Annotated in this window: 17 protein-coding genes and 1 riboswitch; of the genes, 11 read left to right on the top strand and 6 right to left on the bottom strand. The window is 65.7% G+C overall.

Annotated elements, in window-relative coordinates; genetic code table 11:
- The first annotated feature begins 24 nt into the window (after positions 1 to 24).
- The gene (locus P1X14_RS07170) at positions 25 to 672 is read left to right on the top strand and encodes a hypothetical protein (RefSeq protein ID WP_277314643.1); all 648 of its coding nucleotides are present in this window, start codon (positions 25 to 27) and stop codon (positions 670 to 672) included.
- 102 nt (positions 673 to 774) lie between these two features.
- On the opposite strand, the gene P1X14_RS07165 is transcribed toward P1X14_RS07170, so the two are convergent.
- Both P1X14_RS07165 and P1X14_RS07160 read right to left on the bottom strand, forming a co-directional pair.
- Positions 775 to 1254 carry a hypothetical protein gene (locus P1X14_RS07165; RefSeq protein ID WP_277314642.1) on the bottom strand — a complete coding sequence of 160 codons (480 nt, stop codon included), beginning with the start codon at positions 1252 to 1254 and terminating at the stop codon, positions 775 to 777.
- Complete coding sequence (locus tag P1X14_RS07160; protein WP_277314640.1) at positions 1212 to 1604, bottom strand: STAS/SEC14 domain-containing protein; 393 nt, start codon at positions 1602 to 1604, stop codon at positions 1212 to 1214. The genes P1X14_RS07165 and P1X14_RS07160 overlap by 43 nt, the downstream gene beginning before the upstream one ends.
- 214 nt (positions 1605 to 1818) lie before the next feature.
- A riboswitch (glycine riboswitch) is annotated at positions 1819 to 1911 on the top strand.
- A gap of 171 nt (positions 1912 to 2082) precedes the next feature.
- On the opposite strand from P1X14_RS07160, the gene gcvT reads away from it, so the two are divergent.
- The 6 genes from gcvT (at position 2083) to P1X14_RS07130 (ending at position 8137) form a co-directional block, all read left to right on the top strand.
- Positions 2083 to 3222 carry a glycine cleavage system aminomethyltransferase GcvT gene (gene gcvT / locus P1X14_RS07155; RefSeq protein ID WP_277314639.1) on the top strand — a complete coding sequence of 380 codons (1140 nt, stop codon included), beginning with the start codon at positions 2083 to 2085 and terminating at the stop codon, positions 3220 to 3222.
- 3 nt (positions 3223 to 3225) lie between these two features.
- Positions 3226 to 3597: a glycine cleavage system protein GcvH gene (gene gcvH, locus P1X14_RS07150; protein WP_277314638.1), complete on the top strand. Its 372-nt coding sequence runs from the start codon at positions 3226 to 3228 to the stop codon at positions 3595 to 3597.
- 116 nt (positions 3598 to 3713) lie between these two features.
- The gene (gene gcvPA, locus P1X14_RS07145; protein ID WP_277314637.1) at positions 3714 to 5072 is read left to right on the top strand and encodes an aminomethyl-transferring glycine dehydrogenase subunit GcvPA; all 1359 of its coding nucleotides are present in this window, start codon (positions 3714 to 3716) and stop codon (positions 5070 to 5072) included.
- On the top strand, positions 5069 to 6640 hold the full coding sequence (gcvPB, locus tag P1X14_RS07140) for an aminomethyl-transferring glycine dehydrogenase subunit GcvPB (RefSeq protein ID WP_277314636.1): 1572 nt from the start codon (positions 5069 to 5071) through the stop codon (positions 6638 to 6640). The genes gcvPA and gcvPB overlap by 4 nt, the downstream gene beginning before the upstream one ends.
- A gap of 82 nt (positions 6641 to 6722) precedes the next feature.
- Positions 6723 to 7166: a phage tail protein gene (locus P1X14_RS07135; protein ID WP_277314635.1), complete on the top strand. Its 444-nt coding sequence runs from the start codon at positions 6723 to 6725 to the stop codon at positions 7164 to 7166.
- Positions 7167 to 7564: 398 nt separating this feature from the next.
- The gene (locus tag P1X14_RS07130; RefSeq protein WP_277314634.1) at positions 7565 to 8137 is read left to right on the top strand and encodes a hypothetical protein; all 573 of its coding nucleotides are present in this window, start codon (positions 7565 to 7567) and stop codon (positions 8135 to 8137) included.
- Here P1X14_RS07130 and P1X14_RS07125 read toward each other — a convergent pair.
- Entirely contained in the window at positions 8134 to 8595 is a 462-nt protein-coding gene (locus tag P1X14_RS07125; protein ID WP_277314633.1) for an isoprenylcysteine carboxylmethyltransferase family protein, read from the bottom strand. The two genes, P1X14_RS07130 and P1X14_RS07125, sit on opposite strands and share 4 nt — an antisense overlap.
- A gap of 93 nt (positions 8596 to 8688) precedes the next feature.
- Between P1X14_RS07125 and P1X14_RS07120 the strand changes: the two genes are divergently transcribed.
- The 3 genes from P1X14_RS07120 to P1X14_RS07110 are packed head-to-tail and all read left to right on the top strand — an operon-like array spanning position 8689 to position 10404.
- On the top strand, positions 8689 to 9207 hold the full coding sequence (locus P1X14_RS07120) for a CcdC protein domain-containing protein (RefSeq protein WP_277314632.1): 519 nt from the start codon (positions 8689 to 8691) through the stop codon (positions 9205 to 9207).
- Entirely contained in the window at positions 9204 to 9791 is a 588-nt protein-coding gene (locus tag P1X14_RS07115) for a DUF938 domain-containing protein (RefSeq protein WP_277314631.1), read from the top strand. Before P1X14_RS07120 ends, P1X14_RS07115 begins: the two co-directional genes overlap by 4 nt.
- Positions 9781 to 10404 (top strand): TMEM175 family protein, encoded by a 624-nt coding sequence (locus tag P1X14_RS07110; protein ID WP_277314630.1) that lies wholly within the window; start codon positions 9781 to 9783, stop codon positions 10402 to 10404. The genes P1X14_RS07115 and P1X14_RS07110 overlap by 11 nt, the downstream gene beginning before the upstream one ends.
- On the opposite strand, the gene P1X14_RS07105 is transcribed toward P1X14_RS07110, so the two are convergent.
- From P1X14_RS07105 to P1X14_RS07095, 3 genes are read right to left on the bottom strand one after another with little or no spacing between them, the layout of a single operon-like run.
- Positions 10401 to 11294 (bottom strand): DMT family transporter, encoded by an 894-nt coding sequence (locus P1X14_RS07105; protein WP_277314629.1) that lies wholly within the window; start codon positions 11292 to 11294, stop codon positions 10401 to 10403. The two genes, P1X14_RS07110 and P1X14_RS07105, sit on opposite strands and share 4 nt — an antisense overlap.
- Positions 11295 to 11354: 60 nt before the next feature.
- Positions 11355 to 12143, bottom strand: a complete 789-nt coding sequence (locus P1X14_RS07100) for a hypothetical protein (protein WP_277314628.1) — start codon at positions 12141 to 12143, stop codon at positions 11355 to 11357.
- A gap of 25 nt (positions 12144 to 12168) precedes the next feature.
- Complete coding sequence (locus P1X14_RS07095) at positions 12169 to 12951, bottom strand: hypothetical protein (protein ID WP_277314627.1); 783 nt, start codon at positions 12949 to 12951, stop codon at positions 12169 to 12171.
- Positions 12952 to 13043: 92 nt separating this feature from the next.
- Here P1X14_RS07095 and proS point away from each other — a divergent pair, with 92 nt between their 5' ends.
- Positions 13044 to 14576: a proline--tRNA ligase gene (proS, locus tag P1X14_RS07090; RefSeq protein ID WP_277314626.1), complete on the top strand. Its 1533-nt coding sequence runs from the start codon at positions 13044 to 13046 to the stop codon at positions 14574 to 14576.
- Positions 14577 to 14580: the final 4 nt, after the last annotated feature.

Below are 14580 nucleotides of genomic sequence, written 5' to 3'. Positions count from 1 at the left end.
CCCGTTTTGTCTGAAAGGTGCCCTGTGTCGATCGCCAAGTTCGCCGTCCCCGTCCTCGCCCTGATCGCTCTGGGCGGTTGCAACAAGACGGGTGAGATCGAAGCCATCGGCGGAGTCGGCATCACCGCCGTCCGCTCGCCTTGCCCGCATGTCGCGGTGCCCGCCGGAACCGGCGACATCACCAGCTTCAACCCGCCGGCGAGCCGCGAGGCGGCTGCGATCGACGTGGTTGCAGTACTGACCAACGTGACGTCGACCTGCGACGATTCGGGCGAGCAGGTGGTCACCACGATCAATTTCGACGTGCAGGCACGTCGCGCCAGCGCCGAGGGCGCGCGCACGGTTTCCTTCCCCTATTTCGTGACCGTGGTTCGCGGCGGCACTTCGGTGACCGCGAAGCGGATCGGCCGCGTGACGGTGAATTTCGAGCCGGGCCAGTTGCGCGCCTCGGCAAAGGGCACCGCGACGACGCAGGTTTCGCGCGCTGCCGCGACGCTGCCCGCCGATGTGCGCGAGCGCCTGACCCGCAAGCGCAAGCCCGGAGATACCGACGCAGCGACGGATCCGCTGGCCGATCCGGCGATCCGCCAGTCGGTGCTGTCGGCGACGTTCGAGGCGCTGGTCGGCTTCCAGCTGACCGACGACCAGCTGAAGTATAACGTCACCCGCTAAGCGGCTTCGCGACGAGAAACAGGAAAGGGCCGGGAGCGATCCCGGCCCTTTCTCGTTCCGGCAGGGGTGCACCCGCGGAAGGCATGATGACGTGAGGTCGGTTCAGCTCCAGTCGCTGGCCGAGAGCCAGAGTCGGGCGGCCGATTCGGAAACGAAGTAATTGTGATGCCGGGTGCCGAGGATGCGGCGCATCTGCATCTTGGCCAGCGATCCGGGGACCAGCAATGCCACCCGATCGCCGTCGCGATGGCAATCCCTTGTGCCATGAGCGAGCACACGCGTGACTTCGGGCGTCTGGATCGCGGCATCCTTCAGATCGACGAGCACGCGGATGCGGATATGCTGGCGGCGCAACTGATCGACCAGATCGGCAAAGTCGCGCAGATGCTCGTCGAGCTGGCGCGGCGACCACATGCCGTTGCCCGATACCAGGATGAAGCGGCTCTCGGTCTCGTAGGACAGAGTGAGCGCGCCGGGCATCAGCGTGGCCGGATCGTTGCCCAGGTCGCGGCGCGGGCGCGGGTGCTTGAGCAGCGCGGTCATGCCGCGACCCGCGGGATGAACATCCGCCAGCCGAGCCATTCGATCGCCTGTTCGCGCGTATCGAAAATCTGGTGCTCGATCCCGTTCAGCAGCCGGCGGCACTGCATCCGCATCAGATAGCTGGGGACGACCAGCGCATATTTGCTACGGCGGATACTGCGGATCTCGTTGACGGTGATCGCCACGCGCTCGGCAATCGGCGCGGTGTGCAGGACGAGACCGTCGAGATCGGCCAGTATCGATACGGTGGCCTCGCCATTGCGATCCGCCCATTGGCGAACGCCGAGCATCTGCCGATGGAAATCATCGGCATCCTCCATGGTCCATTGCCCGCTGGCGCAGACTTCGAGGCGATTGTGGATCGTGTCGAGAGTGCAGGTACTTTTCATGGCGGCTCGCAGATCTGGCGATTTGTTCTGCGCCCTTTTCGGGCTGTTGGGTTAACTCTTGAAAGAAGCCGGGGTGCGTAGAACTACAGCCACGTAGTTTACCGGTAGCGTGGGCGCGGCAATGTGCCGGTGCAGCGTGTTTATGCTGCAAGTGCGATTGACTCGAATCGGGGGCATGGCCAAGGCTGCGCTTGTCTGTTGCGGCTTGCCGTGACGGACGCGCGAGGGAGAGTGTTCGCCGCGAGGCGGGCCGCCGAAGGAGCAACCGCCCCGGAATCTCTCAGGCATCAGGGACCGCGCGCGTCAGGACACTCTGGAAAGCGCCATCCGCCCGGATTCGGGAGGGGATGGCCACCGAAGGGGTAAGCCGTTTTGCAGCGGCGAAAGCTCTCAGGTTCCCGTGACAGAGGGGGCGATGGACCCAAGGCGTGCTTATGGCGCGCGGTGTTCCGTCGATCCTCGAAGCCGGAGTGCCGTGATGAGCCAGGACGTCCAGACCGATACCGACGGCGAACCCGAACTGATGACGCTGGCGCTGGATGCGTGGCACCGCGCGCGGGGCGGCCGGATGGTGCCGTTCGCGGGCTATGAGATGCCCGTCCAGTACGAAGGCATCATGGCCGAGCATCTGTGGACGCGGGAGAGCGCCGGGCTGTTCGACGTGAGCCATATGGGCCAGCTGATCTTCACCGGCGAAGGTGTGGAAGCCGCGCTCGAGGCGCTGATGCCGGCGGATATCGCCGCGGCGAAGCCGGGCCACCCGGTCTATTCGCTGCTGCTGGCCGAGAATGGCGGCATCCTCGACGATCTGATGCTGACCCGGCGCGACGACGGGTCGATCTACATGGTCGTCAACGGCGCGTGCAAATGGGACGATATCGCGCATTTCCGCGAGTTTCTGCCCGACGAGATCGAGATCAATTACCTGGACGAGCAGGCGCTGCTGGCGCTGCAGGGTCCCAAGGCGGTCGATGCGCTGGCGCGGGTGATCCCGGGCGTCGAGGCGCTGGTGTTCATGCAGGGTGCGCTGTTCCAGTGGCAGGGCCATGATCTGTGGATCAGCCGCTCGGGCTATACCGGCGAGGACGGGTTCGAGATTTCGGTGCCTGCCGAGGCGGTGACGGCGCTGGCCGATGCGCTGACCGCGCAGGACGAGGTGAAGCCGATCGGGCTGGGCGCGCGCGACTCGCTGCGGCTCGAGGCGGATCTGCCGCTCTATGGGCATGATCTGGATACCGAGACCACGCCGGTCTCCGCCGCGCTGGGATTCGCGCTGAAGAAGCGCCGCCGCGAGGAAGGCGGCTTCCCCGGTCACGAACGCATCATGGCCGAGCGCGAGAACGGGCCGATCCTGAAGCGCGTCGGTCTGATCGTCGAAGGCCGCCAGCCGGTTCGCGAAGGTGCGGCGGTGCTCGATGGCGAAGGCAGCGAAGTCGGCAAGGTGACCTCGGGCGGGTTCGCACCGAGCGTTCAGAAGCCGATCGCCATGGCCTATGTGCCGCTGTCGCTCGCCGAGCCCGGCACGAAGATCACGCTTGCCCAGCGCGGCAAGGTCCACACCGCGGAGGTCGTGAAGATGCCCTTCGTTCCCCATCGCTATGTCAGAAAGGGAGCCTGACACATGAGCCGTTACTACACCGAAGATCATGAATGGGTCGAAGTCGAGGGCGATATCGGTACCGTCGGCATCAGCGAATATGCGCAGGGCCAGCTGGGCGACATCGTGTTCGTCGAGACCCCCGAGGAAGGCCGCGACGTGACCAAGGGCGACGAAGCCGCGGTGGTCGAAAGCGTGAAGGCCGCGTCCGACGTCTATTCGCCCGTCTCCGGCACCGTGATCGAAGGCAATGCGGCACTGGCCGACACGCCCGAGCTGGTGAACGAGGATGCCGAGGGCGATGGCTGGTTCTTCAAGCTGACGCTAAGCGACACCAGCGAGCTGGACGGCCTGATGAACGAGAGCGCTTATGCCGAGTTCGTGAGTAAGCTTTAAGTCCCCCTCCCGCTTGCGGGAGGGGCTAGGGGAGGGCGTGTCCGCACACGCCGTCCTCGATTTTGACAGGCCCTCCCCCGACCCCTCCCGCAAGCGGGAGGGGAGAAGGAAAATCGATGCGCTACCTGCCCCTTACCCACACCGATCGCCAGGACATGCTGGGCGTGATCGGCGCGAAGACCATCGACGACCTGTTCGTCGACGTGCCCGAGGCTGCGCGCTTCGATGGGCCGATTGCCGGCCTGCCGCTGCATGCCAGCGAGCTGGCCGTCGAGCGGCACATGACGAAACTGGCCGCGAAGAACCTGTCGGCGGGCAGCGCGCCGTTCTTTCTGGGGGCGGGCGCCTACAAGCATCATGTGCCGGCCAGCGTCGATCACCTGATCCAGCGCGGCGAGTTCCTGACCGCCTATACGCCGTACCAGCCCGAGATCGCGCAGGGCACGCTGCAGATGATGTTCGAGTTCCAGTCGCAGGTCGCGAGGCTGCTCGGCTGCGATGTGGCGAACGCGTCGATGTATGACGGCTCGACCGCCTGTTGGGAGGCGATCGTGATGGCGCGGCGTGTGACGCGTCGGGGCAAGGCGATCCTCTCAGGTGGGCTGCATCCGCATTATGTGTCGGTCGCCAATACCATGGCAAAGTATACCGGCGACGTGCTCGACACGCGCCTGCCGGTGCTGGGCGCGACGCCGGACACCGACGATCTGATCGCGCTGATCGACGACGATACGTCGTGCGTGGTGGTGCAGTATCCCGACATTCTCGGGCGCATCGCCGACCTGTCGAAGCTGGCCGAAGCAGCGCATGCGAAGAAGGCACTGCTGGTTGCGGTCGTGACCGAGCCGGTTGCGCTGGGCGCGATCAAATCGCCGGGCGAGATGGGCGCGGACATCGTGGTGGGCGAGGGCCAGTCGATCGGTGTCGGCCTCCAGTTCGGCGGGCCGTATGTCGGCTTGTTCGCCTGCTCCGAGAAGCTGGTGCGGCAGATGCCGGGGCGGCTGTGCGGTGAGACCGTCGATGCCGAGGGCAAGCGCGGCTTCGTGCTGACGCTCTCCACCCGCGAGCAGCATATCCGGCGCGAGAAGGCGACGTCGAACATCTGCACCTCCTCGGTGTTGTGTGCGCTGGCCTGGTCGATCCACATGACCCTGCTGGGCGAGAAGGGGCTGCGGCAGCTGGCCGCGGTGAACCATGCCGGGGCCAGCGCTGCGGCGGACCGTCTGGCCGCGGTGTCGGGCGTCGAGCTGGTCACGCCGACCTTCTTCAACGAGTTCACGCTGAAGCTGTCGAAGGAAGCGCGTCCGCTGGTCCGCCAGCTTGCCGATCAGGGCATTCTGGCCGGCGTGTCGCTGGGCCGCCTGTATCCGGGCGAAGCGGGCCTTGAGAACGGCCTGATCGTCGCGGTCACCGAAACCACCACCACGGAGGACGTCGAAACGCTTGCCTCCGCGCTCGAGGAGGCGCTGGCATGAGCACCATCAACGCAAGCGGCTGGCGCCCGACCACCCCGGAAGCGGGCGAGAGCGACGCATCGACCTTCACTGGCAATCGCGCGCTGATGCTGGAAGAGCCTTTGATCTTCGAGATCGGTTCGGGGGAGACCACCGGCGTCGATTTCGGCGATGTCCCCGCGGGCACATCGCGTCTCGGCGGGCTGGAGCGGAACAAGGCCATCGGCCTGCCTGGCCTGTCCGAGCCGGAGACGGTTCGCCACTATACCCGCCTGTCGCGTCAGAATTACGCGATCGATCTGGGCCTGTTCCCGCTGGGCAGCTGCACGATGAAGCACAATCCGCGCCTGAACGAGCGGATGGCGCGGCTTCCCGGTTTCGCCGATCTGCACCCGCTGACTCCGGTCGATGCGGCGCAGGGCGCATTCGAGGTCATCGACCAGCTGGCGCACTGGCTGATCACGCTCACCGGCATGCACAGCGTTGCGATGAGCCCGAAGGCGGGCGCGCATGGCGAGCTTTGCGGCGTGCTGGCGATCCGCGCGGCGCTCGACGCGCGCGGCGAGCAGGCGCGCAAGATCCTGCTGGTGCCGATCAGCGCGCATGGCACCAACCCGGCGACCGCGGCGTTCGCAGGCTTCACCGTCGAAGATATCCCGGCGACCGACGATGGCCGTGTCGATCTGGAAGCGCTGAAGCGCCGGCTGGGGCCGGACATTGCCGGCGTGATGATCACCAACCCGAACACCTGCGGCCTGTTCGAGCGCGACATGAAGGCGATCTCGGACGCGGTGCATGACGCGGGCGGCTACGTCTATTGCGACGGCGCGAACTTCAACGCGATCGTCGGCCGGGTGCGTCCGGGCGACCTGGGCATCGATGCGATGCACATCAACCTGCACAAGACCTTCTCGACTCCGCATGGCGGCGGCGGTCCGGGTTCGGGGCCGGTGGTGCTCTCCGAAGCGCTGACGCCCTATGCGCCGCTGCCGTTCGTCGAGAAGGATGGCGATCATTTCCGTCTGGTCGAGGAAGAGACGGCGGGCGAGCATCATGCCGGCACGTTCGGCCGCATGACTGCCTTCCATGGCCAGATGGGCATGTTCACCCGCGCGCTGACCTATATCCTCAGCCATGGCGCCGACGGGCTGCGTCAGGTGGCCGAGGATTCGGTGCTGAACGCCAATTATATCCTGCGGTCGATGGACGATCTGCTCGATGCGCCGTTCGCAGCCTCGGGGCCGTGCATGCATGAGGCGATCTTCAGCGACAAGGGACTGCCCGAGGGCTTCTCGACCATCGACATCGCCAAGGGTCTGATCGACGAGGGCTATCACCCGATGACGGTCTATTTCCCGCTGGTCGTCCATGGCGCGATGCTGGTCGAACCGACCGAGACAGAGAGCAAGGCGACTTTGGACCAGTTCATCGGCGCGTTCCGTTCGGTCGCGGCGCGCGCGAAGAATGGCGATCCGGCGATCCGCACCGCACCGCACTTCGCGCCCCGCCGCCGCCTCGACGAGACGCTGGCCGCGCGCAAACCGGTGCTGGCCTATCACGAACCCGCGGTGGCGCAGGCCGCGGAATAAGCCGGCAAGCCGTCATTCCGGAGTCGATCCGGGGTGACGGCTGCCCGTCATGCTGCCACCCTCGCCGCGAGGGGATATCCGCATGACCGACGAGAGCGCCACCTGGCCGCTGCCCAAATTCTATTTCAGCGTCACACTGGCCGGACAGGCCGTGCCGTTTCAGGAAGTGAGCGGCCTGGAGACCGAAGTTCAGGTCATCGAATATCGCGGGGACAACAGCGGGATCTTCGCGCCGATCAAGATGCCGGGGCTGGCCAAGGTCGGGAACGTCACGCTGAAGAAGGGCATCTTCGCGACCAGCGACACGCTGTGGAGCTGGTTCGACCAGATCACGATGAACACGATCGCGCGGCAGACGATCCTTGTCGATCTGCTCGATGAAAGCGGCGGGGTTCAGTATCGCTGGACGCTGAACAACGCCTTCCCCACCAAGCTGACCGGCACCGACATGAAGTCCGACGGCAACGAGGTCGCGGTGGAATCGGTCGAGATCGCGTACGAGACGATCGTGATTTCGGTGCCGTAGGATCCGAGCGCAACCAGATTTCAGCTCAAGGCGCTGAGACCGGGGGACACACCCTTCTCCCTTGATGGGAGAAGGAGGGGCCCGCCGCGAAGCGGTGGGAGGATGAGGGTGACCTCTCCTCATTGGACAGTCTCATGAGGAGAGGTCACCCCCTCCCAACCATCATCGGGTAAACAGCGCCCCGCGCTGTTTAGGTCATGCTGGGGGCATGACCGGCCCGATGATCCCATCAAGGGGGAGAGCTATCGCTGAGACGCACGCTATCGAACCTGATTGAGCCCAGACCCTAAGCCGGCGTGTGACCTTCCTCCTCTGGTCGGTCGTCAACCCGCCCGTTTGAGGGGCATGACGCAGACAAGGGAATAGCGCCTTCATCCCGTTTCCCGCACGAGGAAGCCATGCCCGAGCTGATCCATATCCACGAAGACAATTGGGAGATGCGCCGGCTCTATCCGCTCGCGGCGCGGGCGGAGGCCGAGGCGGATATGCGCGCGGCGATTGCTGCGGCCGAGCGGAACCGGCTGCCTTCGGGTGGCTATAGCGACATGCATATCATCGGTGCCCCGGACCACACTTACGTCGATGCGGGCCTTCGCCTTGCCGATGCAGCGGCGGCGCTGGAAGCGGTGATGCCGCGTGTCCGCCGCTTCCATTCGACTGCGATGGCGGGGTTCGATCCGGCGTGCCGCGACGCGATGGGGTCGTACAATGAAGACGCCTGGTGTTTTGGGCTGGGCACGCATTGCTACGTCAAGATCGAGCCGCGCGGCGACCTGGTCGAGCGTATCTGGTTCGATATTGAGAGCGGGGATCAGGATGTTCTGATCACACTGCGCAAGGCGTTTCGGGCGATCGACGCACTCAGCCCCTCGATCATCACCGACTATTTTCTCGAGATGATGGGGGCGGTGACGGACCATGGGTTCATGGCCGATTATCTCACCACCTGCCGGGCGCTCTATTCGGCTTAGAACCAGCGGCGGACGCGGGCCATATAATCGCGATACGGTTCGCCGAAGCGGGCGATCAGATAGGCCTCCTCGCGCTCGATCACCTGACGCTGGATCACGAAGATGACGGGCACCAGCAGGGCCAGCGCGATCAGGCTGTCGCAGAGCAGCGCGATGCCGGCATAGGTGAGCGCCATGCCCAGATACATCGGGTTGCGCGTCCAGCGATAAACCCCGTCGGTGACGATCGCCGAGCTTTCGCGCCACGGCTCGGCACGGGTGCCGGCGCGGCGGAACAGGCCCAGTGCGGTCAGCACGATCGACATGCCCGCGACGATGCCGAACCAGCCGATCAGATCGCTCCAGTCGCGGTCCATCGGAATGCCGGGGCCGCCCAGCGCCACGCCGATCAGCAGCGTGCCGATGAACACCAAGGGCGGCGGAAAGCGCACGCCCGGGCTGTCCTTCTCGATGTTCATGCAATCCTCCCGATCAGGGGCCGGGATGCGCCCGAACGTGCGCGCGTGCAACGGCCTTGCCAAGCCGCTTGCGCTGCGGAACAAGCTGGGCTCATGAACAATCAGGCCATTCAGGCGGGCTGGATCAGCTACGCGATCTTCTTCGTGGTGCTCGTCGCGGTGGTCGCGTTCCGCATGCGGCGCATGTCGAAGGAACGGCCGCTGAAGATCGGGCAATTGTGGATCGTGCCGGGCATCTATGCGCTGCTCGCGGCGTTCCTCTATTACCGGTTTCCGCCGCATGGCATGGTGATCCTGTGGTGCTTTGTGGCGCTGGGGCTGGGCGCGCTGGCGGGCTGGTATCGCGGCAAGATGATGCACATCACCGTCAACCCGGAGACGCACGAGATCAGCCAGAAGGGATCGCTGGCGGCGATGTTCTTCCTGCTGGGCATCATCCTCGTCCGCTATGCCGCGCGCGAGATCGCGGTGCTCGGCGGGTCGAGCCTGCACCTCGACATCATGACGGTGACCGACGTGCTGATCGCCTTCGCGCTCGGCCTGCTCAGCGTCCAGCGGATCGAGATGTACCTGCGCGCGAAGCGGCTGCTCGAAGAAGCGCGCGCCCGGTGAGGCGCCACGCGCCGGCCACGGAGCGGAACCGCGATCCGATCGCGGCGGTGCTGGCGGAGGAATTGCCGGACGCGGGGCTGGTGCTGGAGATCGCCAGCGGGACGGGCGAGCATTGCGCTGCGTTCGCGGAACGGTTTCCGGCGCTGACCTGGCAGCCGAGCGATCCCGATGCGGATGCGCTGGCGTCGATCGCGGACTGGTGCGCGGGGCTGCCCAACGTGCTGCCGCCGGTTGCGCTGGATGCGTCGGCACCGTGGCCGGTGGATGCAGCCGATGCGATCCTGTGTATCAACATGGTGCATATCAGCCCATGGGCGGCGACGCTGGGGCTGATGGCCGGGGCGGGGCGGCTGCTCGCGCCCGGCGCGCCGCTGATCCTCTACGGACCCTATCGCCGCGCGGGTATTCCGACCGCCCCTTCGAACGAGCAGTTCGAGCTGTGGCTGAAGGAGAAGAGCTCCGAATTCGGCCTCCGCCATGTCGAGGCCGTGAGCGATGTGGGTGCGGCGCACGGGCTGAGCCTGCGCCGCACCGTCGAGATGCCCGCCAACAACCTCATGCTGGTGTACCGCCATGACGCCTGAAACGATCAAGCGAGTCGACAACTTCACCGACGCCTCGTTCGCCTTTGCCGTCTCGCTGATGGTAGTGGGGGCAGGGGGATCGGCCGCGGATGCGGCGACGCTGGAGAGCGCGGTCGCCGCGATCCCCAGCTTCGCGATCGGCTTCGCGATCATCGCGATGTTCTGGTTCAGCCATGTCCGCTGGCGGGCGCTGCGCGGGGCGGGCGATATACGCTCGCTGCTGTTGACGCTGCTGCTGGTGTTCCTCGTGCTGATCTACATCGTGCCGCTGCGGTCGATGGCGCTGTCGTTCGCGGCATTCCTGGTCGGCGATCGCAGCGCCTATCGCGGCAGCATGGGGCAGCTTTTCACCATCTATGGCTTCGGCTTCACCGCAATGTCGGTGCTGACCGCCGCGCTGTTCCGCGATGCGCTACGCAACGAGGCGCTGGATGCCGGGAAACGGCGCGAGGCGGCGGGGCAGAGCTGGATCTGGGTGATCCTGTCGGTCACCGGGCTTGCCTCGGCAGCGCTGGCGATGATCCCGGGGCCGCATTTCTACGCGCCGTTCCTCTATGCCACGCTGCCGGTATCGATCGGCCTGTTCTCGTGGCGCTGGCGCTGGACCAACTAAAGCGAAGGCTCGACCGGCTTCTCCTGGTGCCGCATCCGCTCGCGCCAGACGATGTACAGGCCGCTGGCGATGATCACCGGGGCGCCTAGCCAGGTTGCGGGCGTAGGCAGCACCGCGAAGAGCAGCCAGCCATAGACGGTCGCCCAGACGAGGCTGGAATAGTCCATCGGCACCACGGTCGAGACCGGTGCGAAGCGGAGCGAGGCGGTGAGCGCCAGCTGGCCGATGCCGCCGATCACACCGAGCGAGGCGAGCAACGCGAAGGTCGCCAGATCGTGCGGCTCTGCGACGAAGCAATAGGCGATAAACAGCGGCGGCAGCGACAGGGTAGAGAACCAGAAGACGGTGGTCCCCGCACTCTCGGTCCGGCCGAGCTGGCGCAGCTGGATCGCTATGATCGCCACCAGAAACGCCGCGGTGAGGCCGACCATCGTGCCGTAGAGCGGGAAATGCCCGTCGCCCGGCTGGGCCACGATCAGCACGCCGGCAAAGCCCACCGCGACCGCCACCCAGCGATGCCAGCCGACGCTTTCGCGCAACACCAGCGCGCCGAGGATCGTGGCGAAGATCGGCACGGTAAATTGCAGCGTCGTCGCCTCCGCCAGCGGCAGCAGTACGATCGCGCCGAAATTGAAGACCATGCCGATCACTCCCACCACGCTTCGGCCGATATGCGCGCCGATGCGATCGGTGCGGATGGTGGCGAGGCCGGGGCCGATCGCCAGCCAGGCGGTGACCAGCGGCACCGCGAAGAGCTGGCGATAGAACAGGATCTCGATCAGCGATGCGCCGCGCGCCTCGACCAGCTTGATCAGCGCCGCCATCGTCGCAAGGCTGGCGATGGCGAACAGGCGCAGGCCGATGCCGGTCAGGATGCGATCGGAGGACACGCCCCTGCGCTAGGGACAGGCGCGGCGCGGCTCAAGGGCGCGGGCGATGTTTATCGTGGTTCAATTGGCCTGGGTGATGATCATCGCGGTCGCCATGTCGGCCTTGTCCGCCGGCAACGCATCGAGTGCGGTCCACAGATAGACGCCGATCGCGCATTGCCGCCATGCGGGCGCGGACTGCATGCCATAGGGTGAGGCGAACACCTGAAGATCGACGTCGCTCATCCCCGCCTTGCGCATCGCCTCGATCAGCATGGCGCCGTCGTCCTGGCCCCATGTCTTGGGAATGGCGCGCTTCGCCGGACGGTCGCGGCCTGCCGCGGCGGCTTTCCACGCGGCGATGCTGGCGTCGATCAGCAGCGGGCGGATTTCGTTCTGGGCGCTGTTGACAAACACCGATCCGGTCATGGCGAAACGGGCGCAGAGCATCACGTCATGGCTTTCCAGCTCGGTCAGCAGCGCCTTCTGGGTCTTGCGCACCTCGGCCAGCTCGGCATGCGGCGCCTGGACGATCTGCGCGACCTGACCCTCGCCGGTCTTGCGCAGGAACTCATAGGATTCGGTCCGGATATGATCGAGGCTCGATCCATCGCGCATCAGCTTCGACATGCGCCGGGTGAATTCGGCCAAGTCCTTGGGATGGGTCTGCTTCATCGTCGCGAACAGCCTGCCCGCAAAGGGATCCTTGACCAGCTCGGCTTCGATCGTCTCGGGCGCGGTGCGGCGATGCTTCTCCGCCGCCTGCCACCAGAAGGCTCCGATCAGCGCCGCGATCAGCAGCACGACGATGCTGATCCCGAAAATCACCGATCCGCGCGATGCGGACCTGCCGGAACGATGGTCGTCCATTTGCCTGTCTCCTGGTTCCGGCCTGTCAGCGCTGCGCGGGTACCGCGGGCTCCTGCGACAGGAGCCAGCGCGTGAAGCGCAGTTCCTGCTCGTCCGGCATCGCGATCAGCGCCTGGGTAAGGTGATAGACGACATTGCATTGGCCTGCAGGCGGCAGTGTGGCGGCGCGTCCGTGCTCGAATGCATCCAGATCGCCCGGGGCGAGGCCGCCCCGCCGCATGCCTTCGGCAAGCGTGCGATACTCGTTTTCCGGCAGTTCTGCCGCGATCTTGATGTTTGCCGGGCGGTCGCGTCCCGCCGCCGAAGCCTTCCAGCGTGCGATGGCAAGTTCGGTGGAGAGCGCGTCGGCGCTGGCGGGGAGGGTTGAGCCTGGCCGGAACCCGCCCTGGCTATATTGCGCGCAGATATCGATCGAATTCTTCCGCAGATCGGCAACCATCAGCGCTTCGGCGCGGTTCATGGCGAGAAGGTCTGCAGCCGGGGCCTGGATCAACGCGCGAACATGCCGTTCTGCGGCGGCGACCATGAATTTCTGGTTCTCCGCGCTCAATTCGGTGCCGGACGCACCGTTGCGGATCAGTGCCGTGACGTGATCGACGAAGCGGCGCATCTCGTCGGGATAGGTTTCCTTGATCGTGGTCAGGAGGCGGCCATATTTCGCGTCGGAGAGCAGCGTGGCCTCGACGCTGGCCGGTGTCGCCATCCGGTTGGAGCAGGAACTCGGGCGAACGAAGATCACCAGCAGCAGCACCACGGCCACGACGGGAATCCACACCGACCGCTTATAGCCGCCTTCGCCATACGCCATACAGATATCCCCCTGTGACAACGGGGTAGATCATCCCCGCGCCGCTTCGCAAGCGTTGCGGGAAGGGGGCTGTCCTCCTAAGAGCGCTCCCCATGATCAAGCGCGCACTCAACGTCACCCGCGAAGGCGACTTCGCCCAATGGTATCAGACCGTCATCACCGAAGCCGACATGGCCGAGGAGAGCGGGGTTCGCGGCTGCATGGTCATCCGGCCGTGGGGCTATGGCATCTGGGAGCGGATCCAGCGCCTTCTGGACGATCGCATCAAGGCGACCGGCCATGACAATTGCTATTTCCCGCTGTTCATCCCGCTCTCCTATTTCGAGAAGGAAGCCGAGCATGTCGACGGCTTCGCCAAGGAAATGGCGGTCGTCACCCATCACCGGCTGATCCAGAAGGACGGCCGGCTGGTTCCCGATCCCGAAGCGAAGCTGGAAGAGCCGCTGGTCGTGCGTCCCACGTCGGAGACGGTGATCGGTGCGGCGTTCAGCCGCTGGGTCCAGTCTTGGCGCGACCTGCCGGTGCTGATCAACCAGTGGGCGAACGTTGTCCGCTGGGAGATGCGCACCCGCATGTTCCTGCGCACCGCCGAGTTCCTCTGGCAGGAAGGGCACACCGCCCATGCCAGCATCGAGGAAGCGCGCGAAGAGACGATGAAGATGCTCGAAGTCTATCGCAGCTTTGCCGAGGAATGCGTGGCGATGCCGGTGATCGCGGGCGAGAAGCCCGAGAATGAGCGCTTCCCCGGCGCGGTCTCGACCTACTCCATCGAAGCGATGATGCAGGACGGCAAGGCGTTGCAGGCGGGCACCAGCCACTTCCTGGGCACCACCTTCTCGAGCGCGCAGGACATCAAGTTCCAGAACGCCAATGGCGAGCTGGAACTGGCGCAGACGACCAGCTGGGGCATGTCGACCCGGATGATCGGCGGGCTGATCATGACGCATGGCGACGATGACGGCCTGCGCGTGCCGCCGCGCGTCGCGCCGTGGCAGATCGTGATCGTGCCGATGCTGCGCGACAATGACGAGGATGTCGCGCTGGTGGAGTATTGCAAGGGCGTGCAGGCGGAACTCGCGAAGCTGTATGCGTTCGGCGAGCCGGTGCGTGCGCTGCTCGATCTCAAGTCCGTGAAGGCCGCGACCAAGCGCTGGGGCTGGGTCAAGAAGGGTGCGCCGATCGTGATCGAGGTGGGTGGCCGCGACATGGCGGGCGGCAATTTGTCGGTGATCCGTCGCGACCGGCTGTATCGCGAGGACGGCAAACTCGACAGCGCCGTGGTGGCCAAGGGCGACTTCGTGGCCGGTGCGGTAGCGTCGCTGGAGGAAGTCCAGCAGTCGCTGTTCGATCAGGCGAATGCGCGGATGCAGGCGAATATCCGCCGCGACGTGACCGAGTTCGCGGAGCTCCAGACCTTCTTCGAGCAGGGCGGCAAGTTCCCCGGCTGGCTGGAAGTCAGCTGGTCGAAGCCGAGCGGGGCTGCGCTGGACAAGGTGGTCGAGCGGCTGAAGGCGCTGAAGCTGACCTTCCGCAACGTGCCGACCGACGCGGCGGCAGCGACGGGCACGTGCATCTTCACCGGCGAACCCGCGGTTGAACGCATCCTGGTCGCGAAGTCCTACTGAGCCG

This window comes from Sphingomonas sp. AOB5 (genome assembly GCF_029433115.1).
Classification (GTDB): domain Bacteria; phylum Pseudomonadota; class Alphaproteobacteria; order Sphingomonadales; family Sphingomonadaceae; genus Sphingomonas.
This window is presented reverse-complemented; position numbering and strand designations above follow the sequence as displayed.

Bases quoted from the DNA above. Each gene is read 5' to 3' on its own strand.
- P1X14_RS07110 (WP_277314630.1), top strand. From the start codon at position 9,781: ATGACGCCTGAAACGATCAAGCGAGTCGACAACTTCACCGACGCCTCG.
- P1X14_RS07095 (WP_277314627.1), bottom strand. From the start codon at position 12,951: ATGGCGTATGGCGAAGGCGGCTATAAGCGGTCGGTGTGGATTCCCGTC.
- P1X14_RS07120 (WP_277314632.1), top strand. From the start codon at position 8,689: ATGAACAATCAGGCCATTCAGGCGGGCTGGATCAGCTACGCGATCTTC.
- P1X14_RS07135 (WP_277314635.1), top strand. From the start codon at position 6,723: ATGACCGACGAGAGCGCCACCTGGCCGCTGCCCAAATTCTATTTCAGC.
- proS (WP_277314626.1), top strand. From the start codon at position 13,044: ATGATCAAGCGCGCACTCAACGTCACCCGCGAAGGCGACTTCGCCCAA.
- P1X14_RS07100 (WP_277314628.1), bottom strand. From the start codon at position 12,143: ATGGACGACCATCGTTCCGGCAGGTCCGCATCGCGCGGATCGGTGATT.
- gcvPB (WP_277314636.1), top strand. From the start codon at position 5,069: ATGAGCACCATCAACGCAAGCGGCTGGCGCCCGACCACCCCGGAAGCG.
- P1X14_RS07165 (WP_277314642.1), bottom strand. From the start codon at position 1,254: ATGGCTCGGCTGGCGGATGTTCATCCCGCGGGTCGCGGCATGACCGCG.
- gcvT (WP_277314639.1), top strand. From the start codon at position 2,083: ATGAGCCAGGACGTCCAGACCGATACCGACGGCGAACCCGAACTGATG.
- P1X14_RS07125 (WP_277314633.1), bottom strand. From the start codon at position 8,595: ATGAACATCGAGAAGGACAGCCCGGGCGTGCGCTTTCCGCCGCCCTTG.
- P1X14_RS07130 (WP_277314634.1), top strand. From the start codon at position 7,565: ATGCCCGAGCTGATCCATATCCACGAAGACAATTGGGAGATGCGCCGG.
- gcvH (WP_277314638.1), top strand. From the start codon at position 3,226: ATGAGCCGTTACTACACCGAAGATCATGAATGGGTCGAAGTCGAGGGC.
- gcvPA (WP_277314637.1), top strand. From the start codon at position 3,714: ATGCGCTACCTGCCCCTTACCCACACCGATCGCCAGGACATGCTGGGC.
- P1X14_RS07160 (WP_277314640.1), bottom strand. From the start codon at position 1,604: ATGAAAAGTACCTGCACTCTCGACACGATCCACAATCGCCTCGAAGTC.